The sequence below is a fragment of the Thalassoglobus polymorphus genome, from assembly GCF_007744255.1.
In the GTDB taxonomy this organism is placed as follows: Bacteria; Planctomycetota; Planctomycetia; order Planctomycetales; family Planctomycetaceae; genus Thalassoglobus; species Thalassoglobus polymorphus.
On sequence record NZ_CP036267.1, the window covers coordinates 3,374,530 to 3,390,841 of the forward strand.

A 16,312-nucleotide genomic window follows, 5' to 3' on the forward strand; every position below is an offset into this window, starting at 1 on the left:
CTTACACCTCATCCGATTCGTCGTCAGCAAAGACGAGATGTTCTCGATCGTGCATGTTTTCACGTTTCTGCTCAGGTAACTCGCGTCCCCGATCAGATTGGTGCTGGCGAGCCTCGTCATCGCAGTTGAACATCGGAGCCATCCACAATTCGAGATCTTTCGTCACCGAAACAACTTCCCCGGCAGACGACTTCACACTGGTTGCACGTTGGTGAATCCCATGGGAAAGCGTCGCGACTTTTTGCATGACGTTGATCATGTCCTGCGTTCCACGGAGTTGATTCATGGTAATCCGTGAAATATCCCCCACACGCTCAGCTGAATCCGTGGACGTCTGACTGATCCGTTCCAGAGCGACTCCCGCTTCGTTCACACGAGCGACCCCTTCCTGCACTTGTGTCCGTTGTTCTGCCATTGCGGAGATCGTGTCCTGAGTCTCCATTTGGATGGACTCAACCAGATCGGCAATTTCGCGAGAAGCAGTACTCGTATGTTCCGCCAGTTTGCGAACCTCTTCAGCAACAATGGCGAACCCACGTCCCTCTTCACCCGCCCGGACAGCTTCGATTGAAGCATTCAAGGCCAGCATATCGGTCCGTGTAGAAAGTGTTCCCATTGTTTCCACAATCGAACTAATCTCCTGCGACCGCTCACCCAGTGAAAGAACTTTGCGTTCGCCTGCTTCCACATAAGCGCGAATGTTGTGCATCCCCTCGATCAGTTTGTCGATCAAGTTCTGGCCGAGAACCGCCGCTTCTCGAGCATCAATTGCAGATTGATTTGCAGACTTTGCGTTGCTCAGAATCAGATCGATGTTTGTGGAAAGCTCTTCAACGTTTTGAATCGACTCATCCAAAGTTGTCGTTTGATCCTGTGCATCGCCGATTGTCCCATCTGCTCGATTCGAGATCGCATCGATGTGAGTCAGAATCCGGCCAACTTCGGCACCGACTGCCCGCGAGATTTTTGCAAGCACCTGTGCCAGCAAACGGCCATCCATGCTCACTTTCTTCGATGAGCCATTTTTGGCACTTTGCGGAGAGAGTTGCTCCAGAACTTTCTGGATTCCCAATCGCCCTTCACGCTTCCATTCTTCGGACTGCCCAACGAGTTTAGCCAACTCGTCCAATTCCGGGATTCCAGAATTGATATCGGAAACCAATTCATTGCGATCAATACAGATGACGATTTTGCGAATGGCCTTCTCGAACCACCAGACTGCCATCGTCGCCGGAAGTATTACTCCCAAGGGCAACACCATCGCATAAAACATCAAGAGCGATTTCTCAGGAGATTGACAGATCAACCCGACAATCCCGCCAGCAGAAAGCGCTGTCACCGTATGTGTAATAAATAACCGAAATCGATATGTCATTCGTCTCTCTCCGAGGTGAGTTCCTCGATTGTCTACAGTGCGGGGCTATTCGAATGTTCCAGAGCTGAACTCTGTTCAAAATCTTGTTCTTTGCTCTGGAATGCAGGATTGAGTTCACGAGAAGCTAATTCGTAAATACGGATGCTGTCCAAAATGCGAATAATGTTGTCGTTGTACGTTGCCCAACCAACCACGGTTGAATCCCAGCCTTCGAGTTCTTCCGGAGAATTGGATGGCTCCAGTTCGACGAGTGTGTCCAATTCATCAACGAGGAGGCCCCAGTCACCGTCGCGTTCTTCGATGATCATCAGGTACTCATCGCTTCCGTAGGGTTCTTCTGGAAGAATGGCACTCAAGTTGAGCACCGGCACAAACTCACTTCGAATATGGCTCAACCCAGACAGGAATCGGCTTGTGCGTGGGACCGAGACAAATTTCGGTCGTGGCATCACTTCGCGTATCACCTGGGCAGGAAGTGCGAGCCAGACTGAACCACGTCGGAAAACACAATAGGTTGGCTTTTGGGTCATTTCAGTTTCTTCAAATCTTAAAATTCGTATCTGTTCAGCGATGACGATCAGGAACACAAGCGCCCTGGCAAATGATCAGGACGACTCGCTCATTGATTGTTCATGATTCGTTTTCAGTCTCTGCTCAATCTTCAATGCGAGTTCTTCCAGCCGAGAGTTCTGTTTCGGGTCTGAGCTCTTTGGTGGTGGTGGAGTCGATGAAAGCTCATCTCGTAAAACCGATGTGATCCCGAGTTCCTGCGCCGCTGAGACATAAGCGGGGCGCTCAGTTCGGACCTCTTTAGTTCGCACATCGTCCCACAACGTTTTTTCCAACTTCAAAACGATCTCAGAGACTGACTTCCAGTCTTCCAGAAAAAACTGTTCGATCGAACTTCTCCATTCGCGCACCCCTTCAACTGAAAGGGAGCCGATGTTCGATTGATTTGAGGAGTTCTTGCGAGTTGTCATTCCAATTGCCAAATAATTAGGAAGAAATGAAATTGAGTTGCAAAACTGAAGTCGAGCTACTGAATGATTCCACCACTGACAAAAGCCTCATCCTCAAAGTAGCGACACCACCTCACTTGTACTTTGAACTCACCCGGAAGCTGCTTCACCTGAGTGACAGTCTGGCAAACATATTCAGAATCGACCGAGAGTGGCTCGAAATGCATCAGAGAGATGCCGATCGCATGGCCCCCCCCTTTTGTATCCATCGTGACATCACGCACGATTCCACTGATGGCACGCTCTGCAACGAGAATTTTCACCTCAACGGGAAGCGGGGACCGCTCGCCTTTACGTCGACAAACGGGTGTCGAAGTTTCGCTCGTGCTTTTAGAGGATGAAGACATACTGGTTCCAAGTCGGAAAAGGCTCAAGTTGTGTCAAAAAACAATTGGTCTCATCTGGAACTTATTTCATCAATTCAGGGAAGAACCCTGAATTCCGAGAAGATTCCAACGAACGTCTGACCGCTAGTTGAATGAATTTGTCAAACAGATTCCTGAGGATTTTTCTGCCGCATCAAAAAACGCATAACCGCGTCATCCAGCACGTTGCAAAAAATCAACGTCAGCAAAGTCTCCATTCAGCCTCTAGCCCCAACCTTTTCCGAGGGGGAAATTTCGCAACACGACGCATCCCAGAGAACACGGTTTCAGAGAAGGCTTGAACATGTCTGAGCTGTATTCAAGAATGCCCTTTTCATCCACGAACATTTGAAGTGAAATTGATCATGGCGAAACAACACGCTCCGCGATTCCTGGAAATCGTCAACGATGCAAAATCTCGAGTCACAGAATGCAATGTTGATGATGTTCGACGAATGCAAAATGAGCAGGAGAAATTCACCCTCATCGACGTCAGAGAAGAGAGCGAGTACGCAAACGGACACTTGCCCGATGCCATTCATCTCGGAAAGGGAGTCATCGAAAGAGACATTGAGAAGAGTGTTGGGGACGTGAACGAGAAAATCGTCCTCTATTGCGGAGGAGGATTCCGATCTGCTCTGGCTGCTGATGCACTGCAGAAGATGGGATACAAGAACGTCATCTCGATGGATGGAGGCTGGAGTGGATGGAAAAACGCTGGGTACGAGACTGTCAAGAACTGATCCTGAAACTTGAAATTGCTCTCTCACTCATTGAGAAAAGCAGCTATCCCAGAGGTTTACGAACCGGTTCTAGAGCATCTTTCGAAGTGGTTTGCAGGATCGACCTCGTGGCGAGCGGCCGATGAAGTCATGAGATAAAACCTAAAAGCGAACTTCACGGGCGTGACAGGTTCGAAAATGTCTCGACCGGTCACATTCAGTACGCCCATGCTGTTCCAGTTCCTCAGGAGACACGCTGAACACCAAGCTTGGTGTTCAGCGACAACTCTCGCGCGTTTCCTGTTTCCGCGAAGACCTCTTTCCAAATAAGGAATCGCTGTCGAGCCCCGCCTTTGACCGCTGAACTCTCACGACATTCAATCTCGAAGAGCGATCCCAAGCTTGCCCAGACTCCTTCAGTCTGCCCCACGAACCACGACAGAACTTCACCATCCTTGAGAATGAAAAAAGCACTGCAAGTTGAGACACTGTCTCAATATGATAGACAAAGCCCTTGAACTAGTCGCAATTGTCTTGACACCTGAAAATTGCGGTCCTAAAAATTGACGATGTAGAAGATTGACAAAAGTCCTTCCAAACAGAAATCCGATTCATTCGGAAAAGTGATTGATTCTTTTCATTTTAGAATGACTAACGATTTTGCTGAGATCATCCTGCTGAAACCCTCATCCTAAGATCGTTGCCACCAACTGAGATTTCGACAGTGGGGCCTTCGATGACTGTTTCAAGCGTCGATAGAGCGATATCATCTTCACAAACTGCAATTCACTTACTTAGCCAGAACAATCAGCGACCGATCAGGATTATGATTGGCCCTTTGTTCTAAGATTTAAAAGAGTTCATCAGGGAAAAGGAAAGTCAGATGACACACGTCGTTGCGGAACCATGCTTCAACTGTAAATACACAGACTGCGTCGTCGTTTGCCCAGTCGAATGCTTCTACGAAGGAGAGGCAATTCTTTACATTCATCCAGATGAATGTATCGATTGCGAGGCATGTGTGCCTGAATGTCCTGTTGAAGCGATCTTCCACGAAGACAACCTTCCTGAAGAATGGGCTGGCTACACAGAACTGAACGCAGAAATGGCTCCTAACTGCCCAGTCATCACTGAAAAGAAAGAAGCGATGGGCGGAGATGTTGGCTAGAACCGGTCCGTAAACCTCTGGATTAGCTGCTTTTCTCAATGATTGAGAGAGCAATTTCAAGTTTCAGGATCAGTTCTAAAGAGTTCGCCAATGAGACGGCAGAGATCATTCCCCTCTTTGGAAGGACGATCACTGCCTTGGAGATCCTAGCAACTGGGATCTCATTAGGCGTGACAAGTTCGCAAAGCGTAAGACACAGAATGTAATAGGTTGTGACCTGCGAACGAACTGATATCGTCACCTCAGAACGAAAACCTTCGGCTTGCACTGAAGACGATACGTGAAAACGAAAAGGCTGAACTGTTTTAACAGTTCAGCCTTTTTCATGCGCTCATCAGAGTCCCGGAACGGTTCTCTCTTGACTAAGGAAGTCGGCAGCAGTTTGGGTTACAAGGTGGAGCATCCGAAGGTGGGCAAGCTTCGCCCATCACTGGGAGCGAACCGCCGGAGACACGCCCCGCAGGAGCGCTGATCAGCTTCTCCAGTTTTTGTGACTGGCAAGATGGACAAACGGGTTTCTCTTGACCACGAACAAAAACTTCAACTTCTTGCTCACACTTCTGGCAATGATACTCAAACGTTGGCATGCTTTAATTTCTTTCTCTTCAATGTCGTTCGATTCCGAAGAAGTTCGGTGACGATGAATGATGTTACAGGATTCGATGAGATCAGGTTAAATCGGAGAGAGACTTGTCGATACGGTCGAACCAGTCCGAAAACTTGAGATTGGTCAAATTCCTCAATGCGTGCGAGAACTGATTCAGTTTTCAGGCTCATTTCTTGATAGTCTGTTCACGACGAGGCAAAAAGTCAAAACAAAATTGGCCTCGTGCGTGTTGAAGCGAATTACTCTTTCGGTACGAACTTGAGTGAAACAGAATTGATGCAATATCGCTGACCGGTCGGTGTCGTTGGAGCGTCGTTAAAGATGTGACCAAGGTGAGAATCGCACCGTGCACAGGTCACTTCAACTCTTTGCATTCCGTGTGATTGATCTGCTGTCAGTTGCACACGATCTTCAGCCTTGGCCGCATAGAAAGCAGGCCAGCCACATCCAGAGTTGAATTTTGCCTCGGATTCAAAAAGTTCCAGATCACAAGCAGCACAGTAGTAGACTCCCGGCTCAAACAGCTCATCGTATTCGTTTTGAAAGGGTCGCTCAGTCCCCTTCCCGCGCAGGACGTAATACTGTTCGGGAGAGAGCAGTTCTCTCCATTCGGCCTCCGTTCGTTCGACTTTATCTAACATGATATTCTCTCAACGAATGAATTTAATGCGATCTCTACTGAAGTTTGCTTCAAAGTTGTCACGATGAATTTTATCAGGCAAGAACAATAATTTGCATCGCGACATGAGATTATAGCACTCGCCTGTCAGTTTCCTCTGCTCAGATGATCGGGTGAATGCCCCCCTTGCAAAACAATTTCGCAGGTTGGTTTCGTCTGGAACGGGGAGCGAAACAAGAAATCAGTAATCGTTGATGAACCTTTAAGAGAAAGTTGATAGACTGAATCTATTAGAACTGATCCTGAAACATGATATTGCTCTCTTAAACGTTTAGGGAAGCGGCTATTTCAGAAGTTTCCGTACCGGTTCTAATATGAGTGTGGACAGAAGGTGTTCATTCTCATTGCCTCCTTGCTCCGAACAAGAGCCGGAACTTTTCCATCAACTCGGTGTTTGAAATTTGCGGTGTTTAATATGTGTTGCTATTTCTGCAGGGCCCAACCCAGTAGATTCACGGTTGAACATGGTCTGATCAAAAGCTGAGTTCCCCCACATTTTCAGGAGTCTTGAACAATGCCAAATCCCACCCCACAAAACCTCACTCCGATTGTTTCTCGACGAAAGTTTCTTGAAGCCGCCAGCGTCACTGCAATCTCTGCGAGTCTTGCACCTTCCCTCTTTGCAGCTCCCAGCCGATCCAGTAAAGCAGAGACAGCCGTCCAGGAATTCTATACGTCACTGACGGATCAACAGAAGTCACAGATTTGCTTCCCCTATAATCACCAGCTACGCAGTAAAATCAGCGCCAACTGGCATGTGACGAAACCGACGATTGGTCTCGACTTCTATACCGACAAGCAACGGGCGATGATCAACAACGCCATTAAAGGAATGACTTCGCAAGAAGGCTACGCACGTCTCCAAAAGCAAATGGATGAAGACGACGGCGGTGTCGACTTCTACAGCGTCGCGGTCTTTGGTGATCCATCAGAGAAGAAGTTTGAGTTCACTTTGACCGGACGTCACCTCACCATGCGAGCTGACGGAAACAGTGCTGAAAAGGCTGCCTTTGGTGGACCGATTGTTTATGGTCACAGCGAAGAGAATCCCGACCAGAATCTGTATCACTACCAAACAAAACAGACGAACAAAGTCTTCGAAGCACTCGATACCGATCAACGTAAAAAAGCGTTGATTGGCAAAGCCCCGCGTGAGACCGCTGTTCATATTCAACAGGCCGATGGAAACTTCCCAGGTCTTATTGTTGGCGACATGAGTGACGACCAGAAGAAACTCGTCACTGAAAGCCTCGATGTCCTGCTCGCACCTTACCGGGAAGAGGACAAGGCTGAAGTCCAGGAAGTCCTGAAGAGCATCGGCGGCACAGACAAGCTGCGTATGGCCTTCTATCAACAAGGAGACCTCAAGTCTGACAAAGTCTGGGACATTTGGCGTATTGAAGCCCCAGGCTTCGTCTGGCACTTCCGTGGTGCTCCACACGTCCACGCGTACATCAACATCGCTGCGATTTCATAATTGCATGTGTGACAAAATGAAAGCGGAGAAGTTGACTGAACGTCGACTTCTCCGCTTTTTTTATTCTTGCGTTTTATCATGCTGCAACAGGAATCATTACAGCTGTGAAAGATTATTTCTTCTTGAGTTCTGCTTGAATCGCATCGACAACTTCTTTTTCATCGGGTTGAGTTGATGTTGCGTAGCGAGCGACAACTTCACCGTTTCGGCCAATGAGGAATTTTTCGAAGTTCCAACCGATGGGACCAGCTTTCTTGGGCTTGGTTTCTGCTGCTGTCAACTGCTTGTAGACAGGCGATGCATTCTCACCGTTGACATCAATCTTTGACATCATCGGAAAGCTGACGCCGTAATTCGCAGTGCAGAATTCACGAATGTCGTCAGCCGTGCCCGGTTCCTGTTTTCCAAATTGGTTGCAAGGAAATCCAATCACAACCAAACCGTCGTCCTTGAAAGTTTCGTACAAGTCTTGCAGGGCTGCGTATTGTGGAGTCGCGCCACATCGGCTTGCGACATTGACCACCATCACAACTTTCCCTTTGTACTCTGAAAGGTCGACTTTTTTTCCTTCAAGCGACTTCACTTCTTGATCAAGCACAGTTTTCTTCGCCTTCTCTGCTAAGACAGATTGAGTTCCTACAAACAAAGAACCAAAGATCGCACCAACAGTAATGAGTGGTAGTAAGTGTTTCATAAATTCCTCAGTGAGTGAAATTGATCTTGAATGAGAATTCAAAGTTGTGGACTTCGTAGCTCTCAAAAACTACGTCGCTCTCAAAAAACGATGCAAGACTTTGAAAACTCGGCGATTCAGCTTGCAGTCATCGAGAATGAGTCCGGTCCGGCCCTTTACGAAGCCACGCGAAATTTTACCACCTGTGAAGAGAATTCAACACTCAACGACGAAAGAATTGAATTGAAGCACCGTGCGAAGCATTGAACCGTATCGGGGTATTAGCAGAAAACCTAAGTCGAATTCCTGATACATTCGAAGAGCCCTTCCCAAGTGTGAACAGTTGCCACAGCGGAGACTGTTAGCCCAGCCTCAATTGCTGCCGCCTCCGTCACCGGGCTGATGACAGCAAATTTGGGGGACTTTGCGAGGTCAAGTTCTGCAAGTTGCTCAGCAACACGACGTGCGATAGTGGGACTGCTCAGAGCAATCCAATCAACTTCGCCGTTGGTCAATGCATGAATTGCAACTTCGTCGAGTTGCGAAATTTCATGATGCTCATAGACAACGAGACTCTCGAAGTCGGCTCCAACGGAGCGGAGAATTTCCGGAAGAACTTCGCGACCACGATTCGCGCGTGCCCAGAGCACTTTTTTGCCTGCAACATGTTCTCGAAGTGCATAGGCCAACTCTTCACCTCGGTAGACTTCAGGAATTACATCCGCGCGAAGCGAATATGATTCGAGCCTCTCCGCCGTCGCAGGTCCGATGCAAGCAATTTTTGCATGTGCCAGAATCCGACTATCCTTCCCGAGTTCCCAGATGCGGTTGAGAAAGGCATCGACACCATTGACGCTGGTCAAAATGATCCAATCGTACTCTTGAATTGACTCAATCGCTCTATCAACCTTTGTCCAATCTTTAACTGGATGAATCTCCATAGTTGGCATCAGAATTGGACGCGCGCCGAATAAGTGAGCGATTTCAAGAGCATTGTCAGCTTGTTGAACCGGTCGAGTAATTCCGATCGTCATCCCAGCTAATGGAAGAGTTTCAAACCAGTTGATCTCATCTCGCTGAGTCACACAATCGCCGACGATGATTAAAGATGGCGGTCGCAACTCAGCAGCTTTGACGAGGCTGTGGATTTCCGAGAGTGCCCCCGTGACTGTCTTCTGCAATGGCGTACTACCTCGTGAGATGACAGCGACACGGGTTTCGCTTGGCATCCCATTTTCGATCAACGAAGCGGAGATCGCAGGCAGGCGATGCAATCCCATGTAGAAGACCAAGGTCCCCGGAAACTTCGCCAGCTCACTGTACTTGAGCATCAACTCCGGTTTTTCAGGATCTTCATGCCCGGTGATAAAAGCGACGGCTGAGGCTTTCTCGCGGTGAGTCAGTGAAATCCCTGCATATTCCGAGGCAGCAGTCGCCGCGGTGATGCCGGGAATGACTTCGAAAGGGACACCAGCTTCTGCGAGAGCTTTGGCTTCTTCGCTGCCACGTCCGAAGATAAAAGGATCGCCCCCTTTCAGGCGAACCACGATCTTCCCTTCCAGTCCGGCAGCCACCAGTCGGTCGTTAATCTCTGCTTGGTTGAGCGTACGTTTCCCGTTGGCATCTGCTCGGCTGGTTCTCTCCGCTGTCGCTTTTGTATGTCGGAGCAAGAGCGGATTGACAAGGCCATCGTAAAGGACAAGGTCTGCCTCTTCGAGACAACGTTTCCCTTTCAATGTGAGCAGACCAGGATCACCTGGCCCCGCCCCGACTAAATAAACCTTACCAAGCGGTGTCATGCGTTTGAATTTCACTCTAGCAATATTGAATTGGTGTTCACGTATTGGTGTTCAAGTTCTGTCCCGTGGAAACGAGTGGTTCATCGAATGAAAAGCACTCTTCACGGTCACGAGAAACACGAAAGTGTTTTAGAACTGACCCTGAAACCTGAAATTACGCTCTCAAGCATCGAGAAAAGCGGTGATTCCAGAGTTTTTCGGACTGGTTCTAAATCTATGTTATTGAACCGATTCTATAGAGAATCGATTCCCCTCAAAGTCCATGGCATCAAAGAGACGAATTCCAAGTGCGGGAGAACGAATTTTATCCACGTTGACAGCCACGGAGGATAACCTTGAATGCCATTCCTCCAGATCATCAACCGAAAGTACAAATTTCGGGGCATCGATACCGAAGTCGCATTTTCCCCCTGAGTGCAAAGCCAATTTGCAGGCACCTGTATCAAAAGTCACCCAATCCAGCTCCTCAACATTGGAGAGATCGGCAGGAAATAGAACCGGCAGCCGCAGGAAATCACGATAAAACGAGACTTGCCGGCCCATATCCTGAACATACAGAATCACCTCATGCAGTCGAAAAGTGACCATTCGATTTCGATCCTCTGCGATAGGTGTTTGACCAGCTCCTTCTGAAATCGAGTGCGAAACGAAACTGTACAGTCTCTTTTCTGCTCACTCATCCTTCCATGCGTGACTTCATAAACTTCAAGCCTTCTTTGGCGAGGTGTTCTTCAGTTGGGAACATTCGTCGCCAGATGCAGGTGGCGGCAGCCAGTTCAGGAAGTGCCAGACCGAAGGCTTCAATCATCAGCCAACCATCGTAGTTGACTTCTTTCAACGCCGCCCAGTTTTCATCCCAGTTCACTCCCCCTTCACCCGGAGTGGACCGATCATTTTCAGAGATGTGAACATGAACCAACTGATCGGCACAAGCTTTGATCGCTGCTGACGGAGATTTCTCTTCGATATTCGCGTGGAATGTGTCGTACATCATTTTAAGGTTTGGATGATTCACTTCACGAGTGAATCGCGCGGTATCTTCCGCACAGTTCAGGAAGTAGCACTCAAAGCGGTTGAGATATTCAACAACCAAAGTGACATCATTTGCCTGTGCATAATCAGCAGCTTTGGCGAGCGATTCCTGTCCCCATTTCCATTCTTCGTCAGTTCGACCACGTCCAACAAATTGCCCAAGAGCAGAGTGAATCGGTCCGAGCAAATGTGTACAGCCCGAAGCTGCACACATGTCGATGGCCTTCTTGAGTCGATTGATACCAGCTTCTCGAATGGCAGCGTCTTCAGAAATTGGATTCTCTTCGGGAGTACAAACTGTCACAGCTGTTCGTCCGAATTCCAACTCGTCGAGTTTCGTCCCGATCTTCTTGTAAGCCGCTTCATCCATCTCGAAAACCGGCAACTCGACACCATCGTATCCCCACTCCTTGATCTTATCGAGAGTCGGGAAAATGGCTTCGTCCACGCTGGACGTCCAAAGTAACAAGTTTAATCCGTATTTCATGAGCTCTTCTCCACTATCGATGCTTGACCGTGCGCAAGATGATTTCTGTCGAATCAGAGTGCATTGGAATGGAAATCAGTAATTCGGTCAATGACTGGCCTGTCTAATTCCAAGCCACTGTTGACTTCTCAATTCATTAGGCATCATCATAGATTGAAGAATCGCTGCAAGTCTGTCACGAAATTGAATTGAAACGACATATGAGTTTTCCGAACGCAACACGACGGGCATTTCTCTCCGAGATGGGCCTCGGATTTGGAAGCATCGCATTGGCCAGTATGCTTCAGAATGAGTCACGAGCTACGGAGGCGATGTCAGAGAAGCTTTCGCATATTGCGCCGAAAGCAAAGAGCGTGATCTGGCTGTTCATGATCGGTGGGACGAGCCACATGGAATCGTTCGATCCGAAACCGATGCTGAATAAGTATGCCGGAAAAACCGTCGAAGAAACTCCATTCAAAGATGTCCTGAATTCCCCCTTCCTGGAAAACGAACGGGTCGTCGCCTTTGATCCGAACAATGGATTCATTCGAAATGAATTGTATCCGCTGCAAATCGGTTTTCAGAAACGAGGTGAAAGCGGTTTAGAAATCAGCGACTGGTGGCCGCACGTTGGGGAGTCTGCCGATGATCTTTGCCTCGTCCGATCAATGTGGACTGAAGACAGCAATCACGGTGCTCAGTTACAGTTCCATACGGGGCGACATCGCATCGACGGATTCTTTCCGACAATTGGATCTTGGGCAAATTACGGACTCGGCTCGCTGAATGAAAACCTGCCGCAGTTTGTGGTGATGGGGACACCGATCGCAGATTGCTGCGGCGGGATGGAAGCACATCGTGCGAACTATCTCGGTCCGCAATACGATGGTGTTCCACTGAAAATTGATCCGAACGATCCACTCCCCTTCGCGAAACCGCCTCAAGGTGTTTACCAAGAGGAGCAGGCTGGCGAATTCGACTTGCTTCGCAAACTCAATGGCATCACCGCCGAGCAGTATCCGGACGATGAATCGATCCGAGCGAGAATGAAGTCCTACGAACTCGCATTCCGCATGCAAACGGCAGTCCCGGACGTCGTTCGGTTCGACGAAGAAACAGAAGAAACACAAAAGCTGTATGGGCTTCCTCAAAAAGAGACAAAAGATTTCGGTCAGAAAATGCTGACAGCCCGCAGGCTTGTCGAACGTGGCGTCCGGTTTGTGCAAGTCTATCATGGCAGCAACGGCGGAGCTGGAAGCTGGGACTCACACAAAAGTCTCAAGTCGAGTCATTCCCGGTTATCGAAACAGGTCGACCAACCGATCGGAGCTTTGCTGAAAGATCTGAAACAACGTGGCCTCCTCGATGAAACGCTTGTCGTCTGGGGAAGCGAATTCGGACGTACGCCTGGGTCGCAACACTCTGACGGACGTGACCATCATCCTTATGGATTCACTGTCTGGATGGCCGGCGGAGGAATCAAAGGTGGGATCGCTCACGGCAAGACGGACGAAATCGGCTTTCACGCAGTCGAAGACCGTCACTATATCACTGACTTACACGCCACAGTTCTGCATCAACTCGGGTTGAACTCGAAAGAACTGACCATTCCGGGTCGCCAACGGCTGGAGAAAGATTTCGGACATGTCATTCACGAGGTCATTTCGTAAAGCGGATCGGACCGGTAAGATAAATACGAAACTGTGGCATCGCCCATCCATATTGACTCCAGTGATTCACCATAGATTGAGTCACTGTAATAACGACTGAGCGTTCACTCCCCAATAAATTCATGATCTCCGCAACAGACTCACATCCCTCCCGGTAGCTGGATTCATCTTATGCCTCGCCTGCTCCTCTTCGCCTTAGCGATCAATCTTTTCTTCAGCCACGTGGCATCCGCACAGATTCAGTATCGCGGTCTTTTGGAACAAACGGAACGCAACAGCCCGAGCGTCCCAGTGAAAGAATTCCAACTGAACTGTTTTCCTGTAAGTGAAGATTCACAGACTTTCTTTTATCAGGTTGAGGAAAGCCGCCCCGCTTTGCCCTGGATTGAACGAATCGGAACAGTGACAGCGACAGACGATTTACTTGCGTCGAATGGAATCGCACTCGGCTATCGGCATTTAGACCGTGGATACGTCCTGCCGGTTGCACTCCCCTTCTTTCCACAACATGACCAACTTGAGAAAGGTGCAAGCTGGAAGGATAGTCAGGGCGAATTCGAAGTACAGGGAGAGAAAACCATCGACGGGCATCCCTGTTGGGACGTGAGAGCAACAACAGGAATTGCGAGACATCACAAGTTGTATGTCAGAAAGGATTCGCCTCTCATTCAGTCTGGAACTCAAACAGTCTTTATGGGACCGGGAGATCGATTTCAGATCCAATTCCAAATTGAGTCCGAAGACAAAAAGATAGACATCACCGCTGTTTCCAAACACCTTCTTGATCTCAAAAATTCAGTGAAACGCCAGGAGCACGATCGCTTTCAACCACTGACAAACGAGCAAGTGAAATCGATTGCCCCAAAAGCTGCTGAACTTCTAGCAGTCGCCAAAGAAACACCCCTCGAAAAATTCGCGAAGGAAGTCAACGAGAACCTCGACACGCTGATGAGTCGACAAGATCGCATTGACGGACTCGCTGACGCAATGATCGGCAAACCGATTCCGAAGTTTACATTGAAAAACTTGAAGTCGGGTGAGATCCCATCCAGCTCGTTTGCAGGAAAAACAACTGTCCTCCACTTCTGGGATTACGCGAATCCGACACTCGAACAACCGTACGGACAGGTCGGCTATCTCGATTTTATTCACAATCGCTGGGCTGGGAAAAATGTTCAGGTGTACGGAGTTGCCATCAACTCCGAACTGAACGATCCCCAAACACAGGCAAAAGCGATCCGCAACATCAATCGACTTCAACAATTTATGCGGCTCAGCTACGAACTGACTTTTGATGGCGGGGCAGCTTTGAACTCATTCGGAAACCCCACCCGAGTTGGCGAATCGCTGCCACTTTGGGTTGTGATTTCTCCAGATGGGACTGTCAATCACTATCAAACCGGATTCTACGAAGTCGACAACCGCGTCGGACTGAAACCACTCGATGACGCGATTGAAGCTTCACAAAAATAGTGCCGTTCGCCCTCTGCGATCACGCTACCGAGTGCCCATGTTGAACACGCTAGAGCAAACTGCTCTAAAGCGAACAGGATTGCTCCTGACCTTGACACTGGTTCCAGGGCATCCTCGCAAGCATCATTCCCATTCCGCAGGTGTCCGTGATGCCAGCGAACATCAATCCAGCCCCGACGAAGGCTGATATTCCAACGAAATACGGATGCACAAAGAGACCGAGCAGCGCTCCGACTAACACCAGAAATCCTGCAACGACCCTGACTTGCCGCTCCAGCGACATCCCCTTCTTACCGCGAACGACCGGCAAACCCGCATCCACCCATGCCTCGGTTCCTCCTTCAACATTCACAACATTGGTGAAACCTGCAGCGATGAACTTCTGCTGCGCCTTCGCACCTCGAGAGCCGCTTTTACAGATGACATAAAGCGGGTCGTCCGACGATACGTTTCGCCCCTTCATCACAGAACTCGGATCGAGAGCATCCAAAGGAACATTCTGCGCCTTAGCTGCATGTACTTCGCGAAACTCCATCGGTGTGCGAACGTCGATTATTTCTACATCGCCCATTTCTTCACGCTTGAAAAGTGTTTGCACATCAATCACGGGGTTCTCTGTCATCTGTCCAACTCCTTAAAGGGCCTATATGTCGACATATCACATATCGACGACATAATTAAACAAAAAAACGCACTAGAGCAAATCTAAAATCCGTCTTAACGGTACTGTCTCGTGGCATCAGCATATGGACTTGTGAAAACGTGCTTCGCGGACAAGAGAAACATTGGAAATGTTCTAAGTCTTCAGAAACCGATCTTCGACACATTTCATTATGTTGGCTAAATGTGGTTCAGCGACCTGGTAATAAACTCGTCGTCCTTCACGTTCACTTGTGAAAAAACCACATCGCTGCATGAGTCGCAAATGCTCAGAGGCCACATTGTCTGGGACTCCAGAATCTTCAGCCAACTCACCCACGGTGAAGCGACCATCTAACAACATCTGCACGAATCTTAGTCGCACCGGATGTGCAAGTATTTTCAAGCACTCAGCAGCCTCAACGAACGCCGCTGCATCACCTATTGGCTTGGATTTTTTCTTTGATTTCATCGCCATTACAAACCTCCTCTACAAATCATATCGTAACATCGCGACATTTCAACTAAGTTCTTAAGAAGAAGACTCGATAGCTGGAGAATCTCGACAGTCCCCGATTCCAGAGGAACAGCACCTGCGTGACGATCCCGAGGATCGCCGTCCAAATCATCCACTGTGGTGCCCAGGTTGCTTCTTTCCGCATTCGAATCGCCGACCAATCGACACCTAATCGCCCCCGCGTCAGCCATTGCAAGACCGTAAACAAATCGACAGAATTGAGTTGTACATCTCGTGGATACCGGCCTTGATACGAGATGCCTCATTCCTTTCGAGGCAGCGTTAAGAAAATTGAGAGTGGGTCATCTTTCGCTTCGAACAAAAGGATCACCATTACCCCAATTCGTGTGAAGACCTCTTTCAATACAGAAAGTACGGTATACGGCGTCGGTTGGCCCCTGCTCTCCGAATTACATTTTGCCAAATAGCCCTCCCATCGTCACTGCTGGACAAGCCAGCAGTGACACCCCATGAGCCTTCGTTTTGGTTGAAAGCCGACTTCAAAAGAAAGCTCATGATGGCTTCATCTTGTCGCTAAAGCGACCCAACCGAACAAGCCGGTCAGGCCACCTCGCGCCACTATCCGTGGGGAATTTCACTTTCTTTGAGTAGTCCCGCTTGTATCAAG

At 48.8% G+C, this 16,312-nt stretch carries 18 protein-coding genes; 5 read left to right on the forward strand and 13 right to left on the reverse strand.

Annotated elements, in window-relative coordinates; all coding sequences use genetic code 11:
• Nucleotide 1 precedes the first annotated feature (1 nt).
• From Mal48_RS12145 to Mal48_RS12160, 4 genes are all read right to left on the reverse strand, one after another.
• A complete protein-coding gene (locus Mal48_RS12145; RefSeq protein ID WP_145199568.1) occupies nucleotides 2-1,375 on the reverse strand; it encodes a methyl-accepting chemotaxis protein in 1,374 nt (457 codons plus the stop codon).
• A gap of 32 nt (nucleotides 1,376-1,407) precedes the next feature.
• A complete protein-coding gene (locus tag Mal48_RS12150) occupies nucleotides 1,408-1,905 on the reverse strand; it encodes a chemotaxis protein CheW (protein ID WP_145199571.1) in 498 nt (165 codons plus the stop codon).
• A gap of 75 nt (nucleotides 1,906-1,980) precedes the next feature.
• On the reverse strand, nucleotides 1,981-2,355 hold the full coding sequence (locus Mal48_RS12155) for a hypothetical protein (RefSeq protein WP_145199574.1): 375 nt from the start codon (nucleotides 2,353-2,355) through the stop codon (nucleotides 1,981-1,983).
• Nucleotides 2,356-2,411: 56 nt separating this feature from the next.
• Nucleotides 2,412-2,741, reverse strand: coding sequence for a PilZ domain-containing protein (locus Mal48_RS12160; RefSeq protein WP_145199577.1), 330 nt, complete (start codon nucleotides 2,739-2,741; stop codon nucleotides 2,412-2,414).
• Nucleotides 2,742-3,124: 383 nt separating this feature from the next.
• Between Mal48_RS12160 and Mal48_RS12165 the strand changes: the two genes are divergently transcribed.
• Nucleotides 3,125-3,502 (forward strand): rhodanese-like domain-containing protein, encoded by a 378-nt coding sequence (locus Mal48_RS12165; protein ID WP_145199581.1) that lies wholly within the window; start codon nucleotides 3,125-3,127, stop codon nucleotides 3,500-3,502.
• Between the two features lie 862 nt (nucleotides 3,503-4,364).
• Entirely contained in the window at nucleotides 4,365-4,649 is a 285-nt protein-coding gene (locus tag Mal48_RS12170) for a ferredoxin family protein (RefSeq protein WP_145199584.1), read from the forward strand.
• Nucleotides 4,650-5,011: 362 nt separating this feature from the next.
• Here the strand turns inward: Mal48_RS12170 and Mal48_RS12175 are convergent, their stop codons facing one another.
• Both Mal48_RS12175 and msrB read right to left on the reverse strand, forming a co-directional pair.
• Nucleotides 5,012-5,236 carry an FmdB family zinc ribbon protein gene (locus Mal48_RS12175; protein ID WP_145199587.1) on the reverse strand — a complete coding sequence of 75 codons (225 nt, stop codon included), beginning with the start codon at nucleotides 5,234-5,236 and terminating at the stop codon, nucleotides 5,012-5,014.
• Nucleotides 5,237-5,495: 259 nt separating this feature from the next.
• The gene (gene msrB / locus Mal48_RS12180) at nucleotides 5,496-5,897 is read right to left on the reverse strand and encodes a peptide-methionine (R)-S-oxide reductase MsrB (protein WP_145199589.1); all 402 of its coding nucleotides are present in this window, start codon (nucleotides 5,895-5,897) and stop codon (nucleotides 5,496-5,498) included.
• 552 nt (nucleotides 5,898-6,449) lie between these two features.
• Here msrB and Mal48_RS12185 point away from each other — a divergent pair.
• Nucleotides 6,450-7,412 carry a DUF3500 domain-containing protein gene (locus Mal48_RS12185; protein ID WP_145199592.1) on the forward strand — a complete coding sequence of 321 codons (963 nt, stop codon included), beginning with the start codon at nucleotides 6,450-6,452 and terminating at the stop codon, nucleotides 7,410-7,412.
• A 112-nt stretch (nucleotides 7,413-7,524) separates the two neighbouring features.
• Here the strand turns inward: Mal48_RS12185 and Mal48_RS12190 are convergent, their stop codons facing one another.
• The 4 genes from Mal48_RS12190 to Mal48_RS12205 all read right to left on the reverse strand — a co-directional run bounded on the left by Mal48_RS12190 (nucleotide 7,525) and on the right by Mal48_RS12205 (nucleotide 11,403).
• Nucleotides 7,525-8,106, reverse strand: a complete 582-nt coding sequence (locus tag Mal48_RS12190; RefSeq protein ID WP_145199595.1) for a glutathione peroxidase — start codon at nucleotides 8,104-8,106, stop codon at nucleotides 7,525-7,527.
• A gap of 272 nt (nucleotides 8,107-8,378) precedes the next feature.
• Nucleotides 8,379-9,899, reverse strand: a complete 1,521-nt coding sequence (cobA, locus tag Mal48_RS12195) for a uroporphyrinogen-III C-methyltransferase (protein ID WP_231739505.1) — start codon at nucleotides 9,897-9,899, stop codon at nucleotides 8,379-8,381.
• Nucleotides 9,900-10,103: 204 nt separating this feature from the next.
• A complete protein-coding gene (locus Mal48_RS12200; RefSeq protein WP_145199599.1) occupies nucleotides 10,104-10,472 on the reverse strand; it encodes a VOC family protein in 369 nt (122 codons plus the stop codon).
• Nucleotides 10,473-10,560: 88 nt separating this feature from the next.
• Nucleotides 10,561-11,403 (reverse strand): sugar phosphate isomerase/epimerase family protein, encoded by an 843-nt coding sequence (locus tag Mal48_RS12205; protein WP_145199602.1) that lies wholly within the window; start codon nucleotides 11,401-11,403, stop codon nucleotides 10,561-10,563.
• 200 nt (nucleotides 11,404-11,603) lie between these two features.
• Between Mal48_RS12205 and Mal48_RS12210 the strand changes: the two genes are divergently transcribed.
• Together Mal48_RS12210 and Mal48_RS12215 are read left to right on the forward strand one after the other, a co-directional pair.
• Nucleotides 11,604-13,055 (forward strand): DUF1501 domain-containing protein, encoded by a 1,452-nt coding sequence (locus tag Mal48_RS12210; protein ID WP_145199605.1) that lies wholly within the window; start codon nucleotides 11,604-11,606, stop codon nucleotides 13,053-13,055.
• 171 nt (nucleotides 13,056-13,226) lie between these two features.
• The gene (locus Mal48_RS12215; RefSeq protein WP_145199608.1) at nucleotides 13,227-14,528 is read left to right on the forward strand and encodes a peroxiredoxin family protein; all 1,302 of its coding nucleotides are present in this window, start codon (nucleotides 13,227-13,229) and stop codon (nucleotides 14,526-14,528) included.
• Nucleotides 14,529-14,592: 64 nt separating this feature from the next.
• Here Mal48_RS12215 and Mal48_RS12220 read toward each other — a convergent pair whose 3' ends face one another.
• The 3 genes from Mal48_RS12220 to Mal48_RS23270 all read right to left on the reverse strand — a co-directional run bounded on the left by Mal48_RS12220 (nucleotide 14,593) and on the right by Mal48_RS23270 (nucleotide 15,892).
• Nucleotides 14,593-15,150: a rhodanese-like domain-containing protein gene (locus Mal48_RS12220; protein WP_145199611.1), complete on the reverse strand. Its 558-nt coding sequence runs from the start codon at nucleotides 15,148-15,150 to the stop codon at nucleotides 14,593-14,595.
• A gap of 174 nt (nucleotides 15,151-15,324) precedes the next feature.
• The gene (locus Mal48_RS12225) at nucleotides 15,325-15,645 is read right to left on the reverse strand and encodes an ArsR/SmtB family transcription factor (protein WP_145199614.1); all 321 of its coding nucleotides are present in this window, start codon (nucleotides 15,643-15,645) and stop codon (nucleotides 15,325-15,327) included.
• Nucleotides 15,646-15,691: 46 nt separating this feature from the next.
• The gene (locus Mal48_RS23270) at nucleotides 15,692-15,892 is read right to left on the reverse strand and encodes a hypothetical protein (protein WP_197441658.1); all 201 of its coding nucleotides are present in this window, start codon (nucleotides 15,890-15,892) and stop codon (nucleotides 15,692-15,694) included.
• Nucleotides 15,893-16,312: the final 420 nt, after the last annotated feature.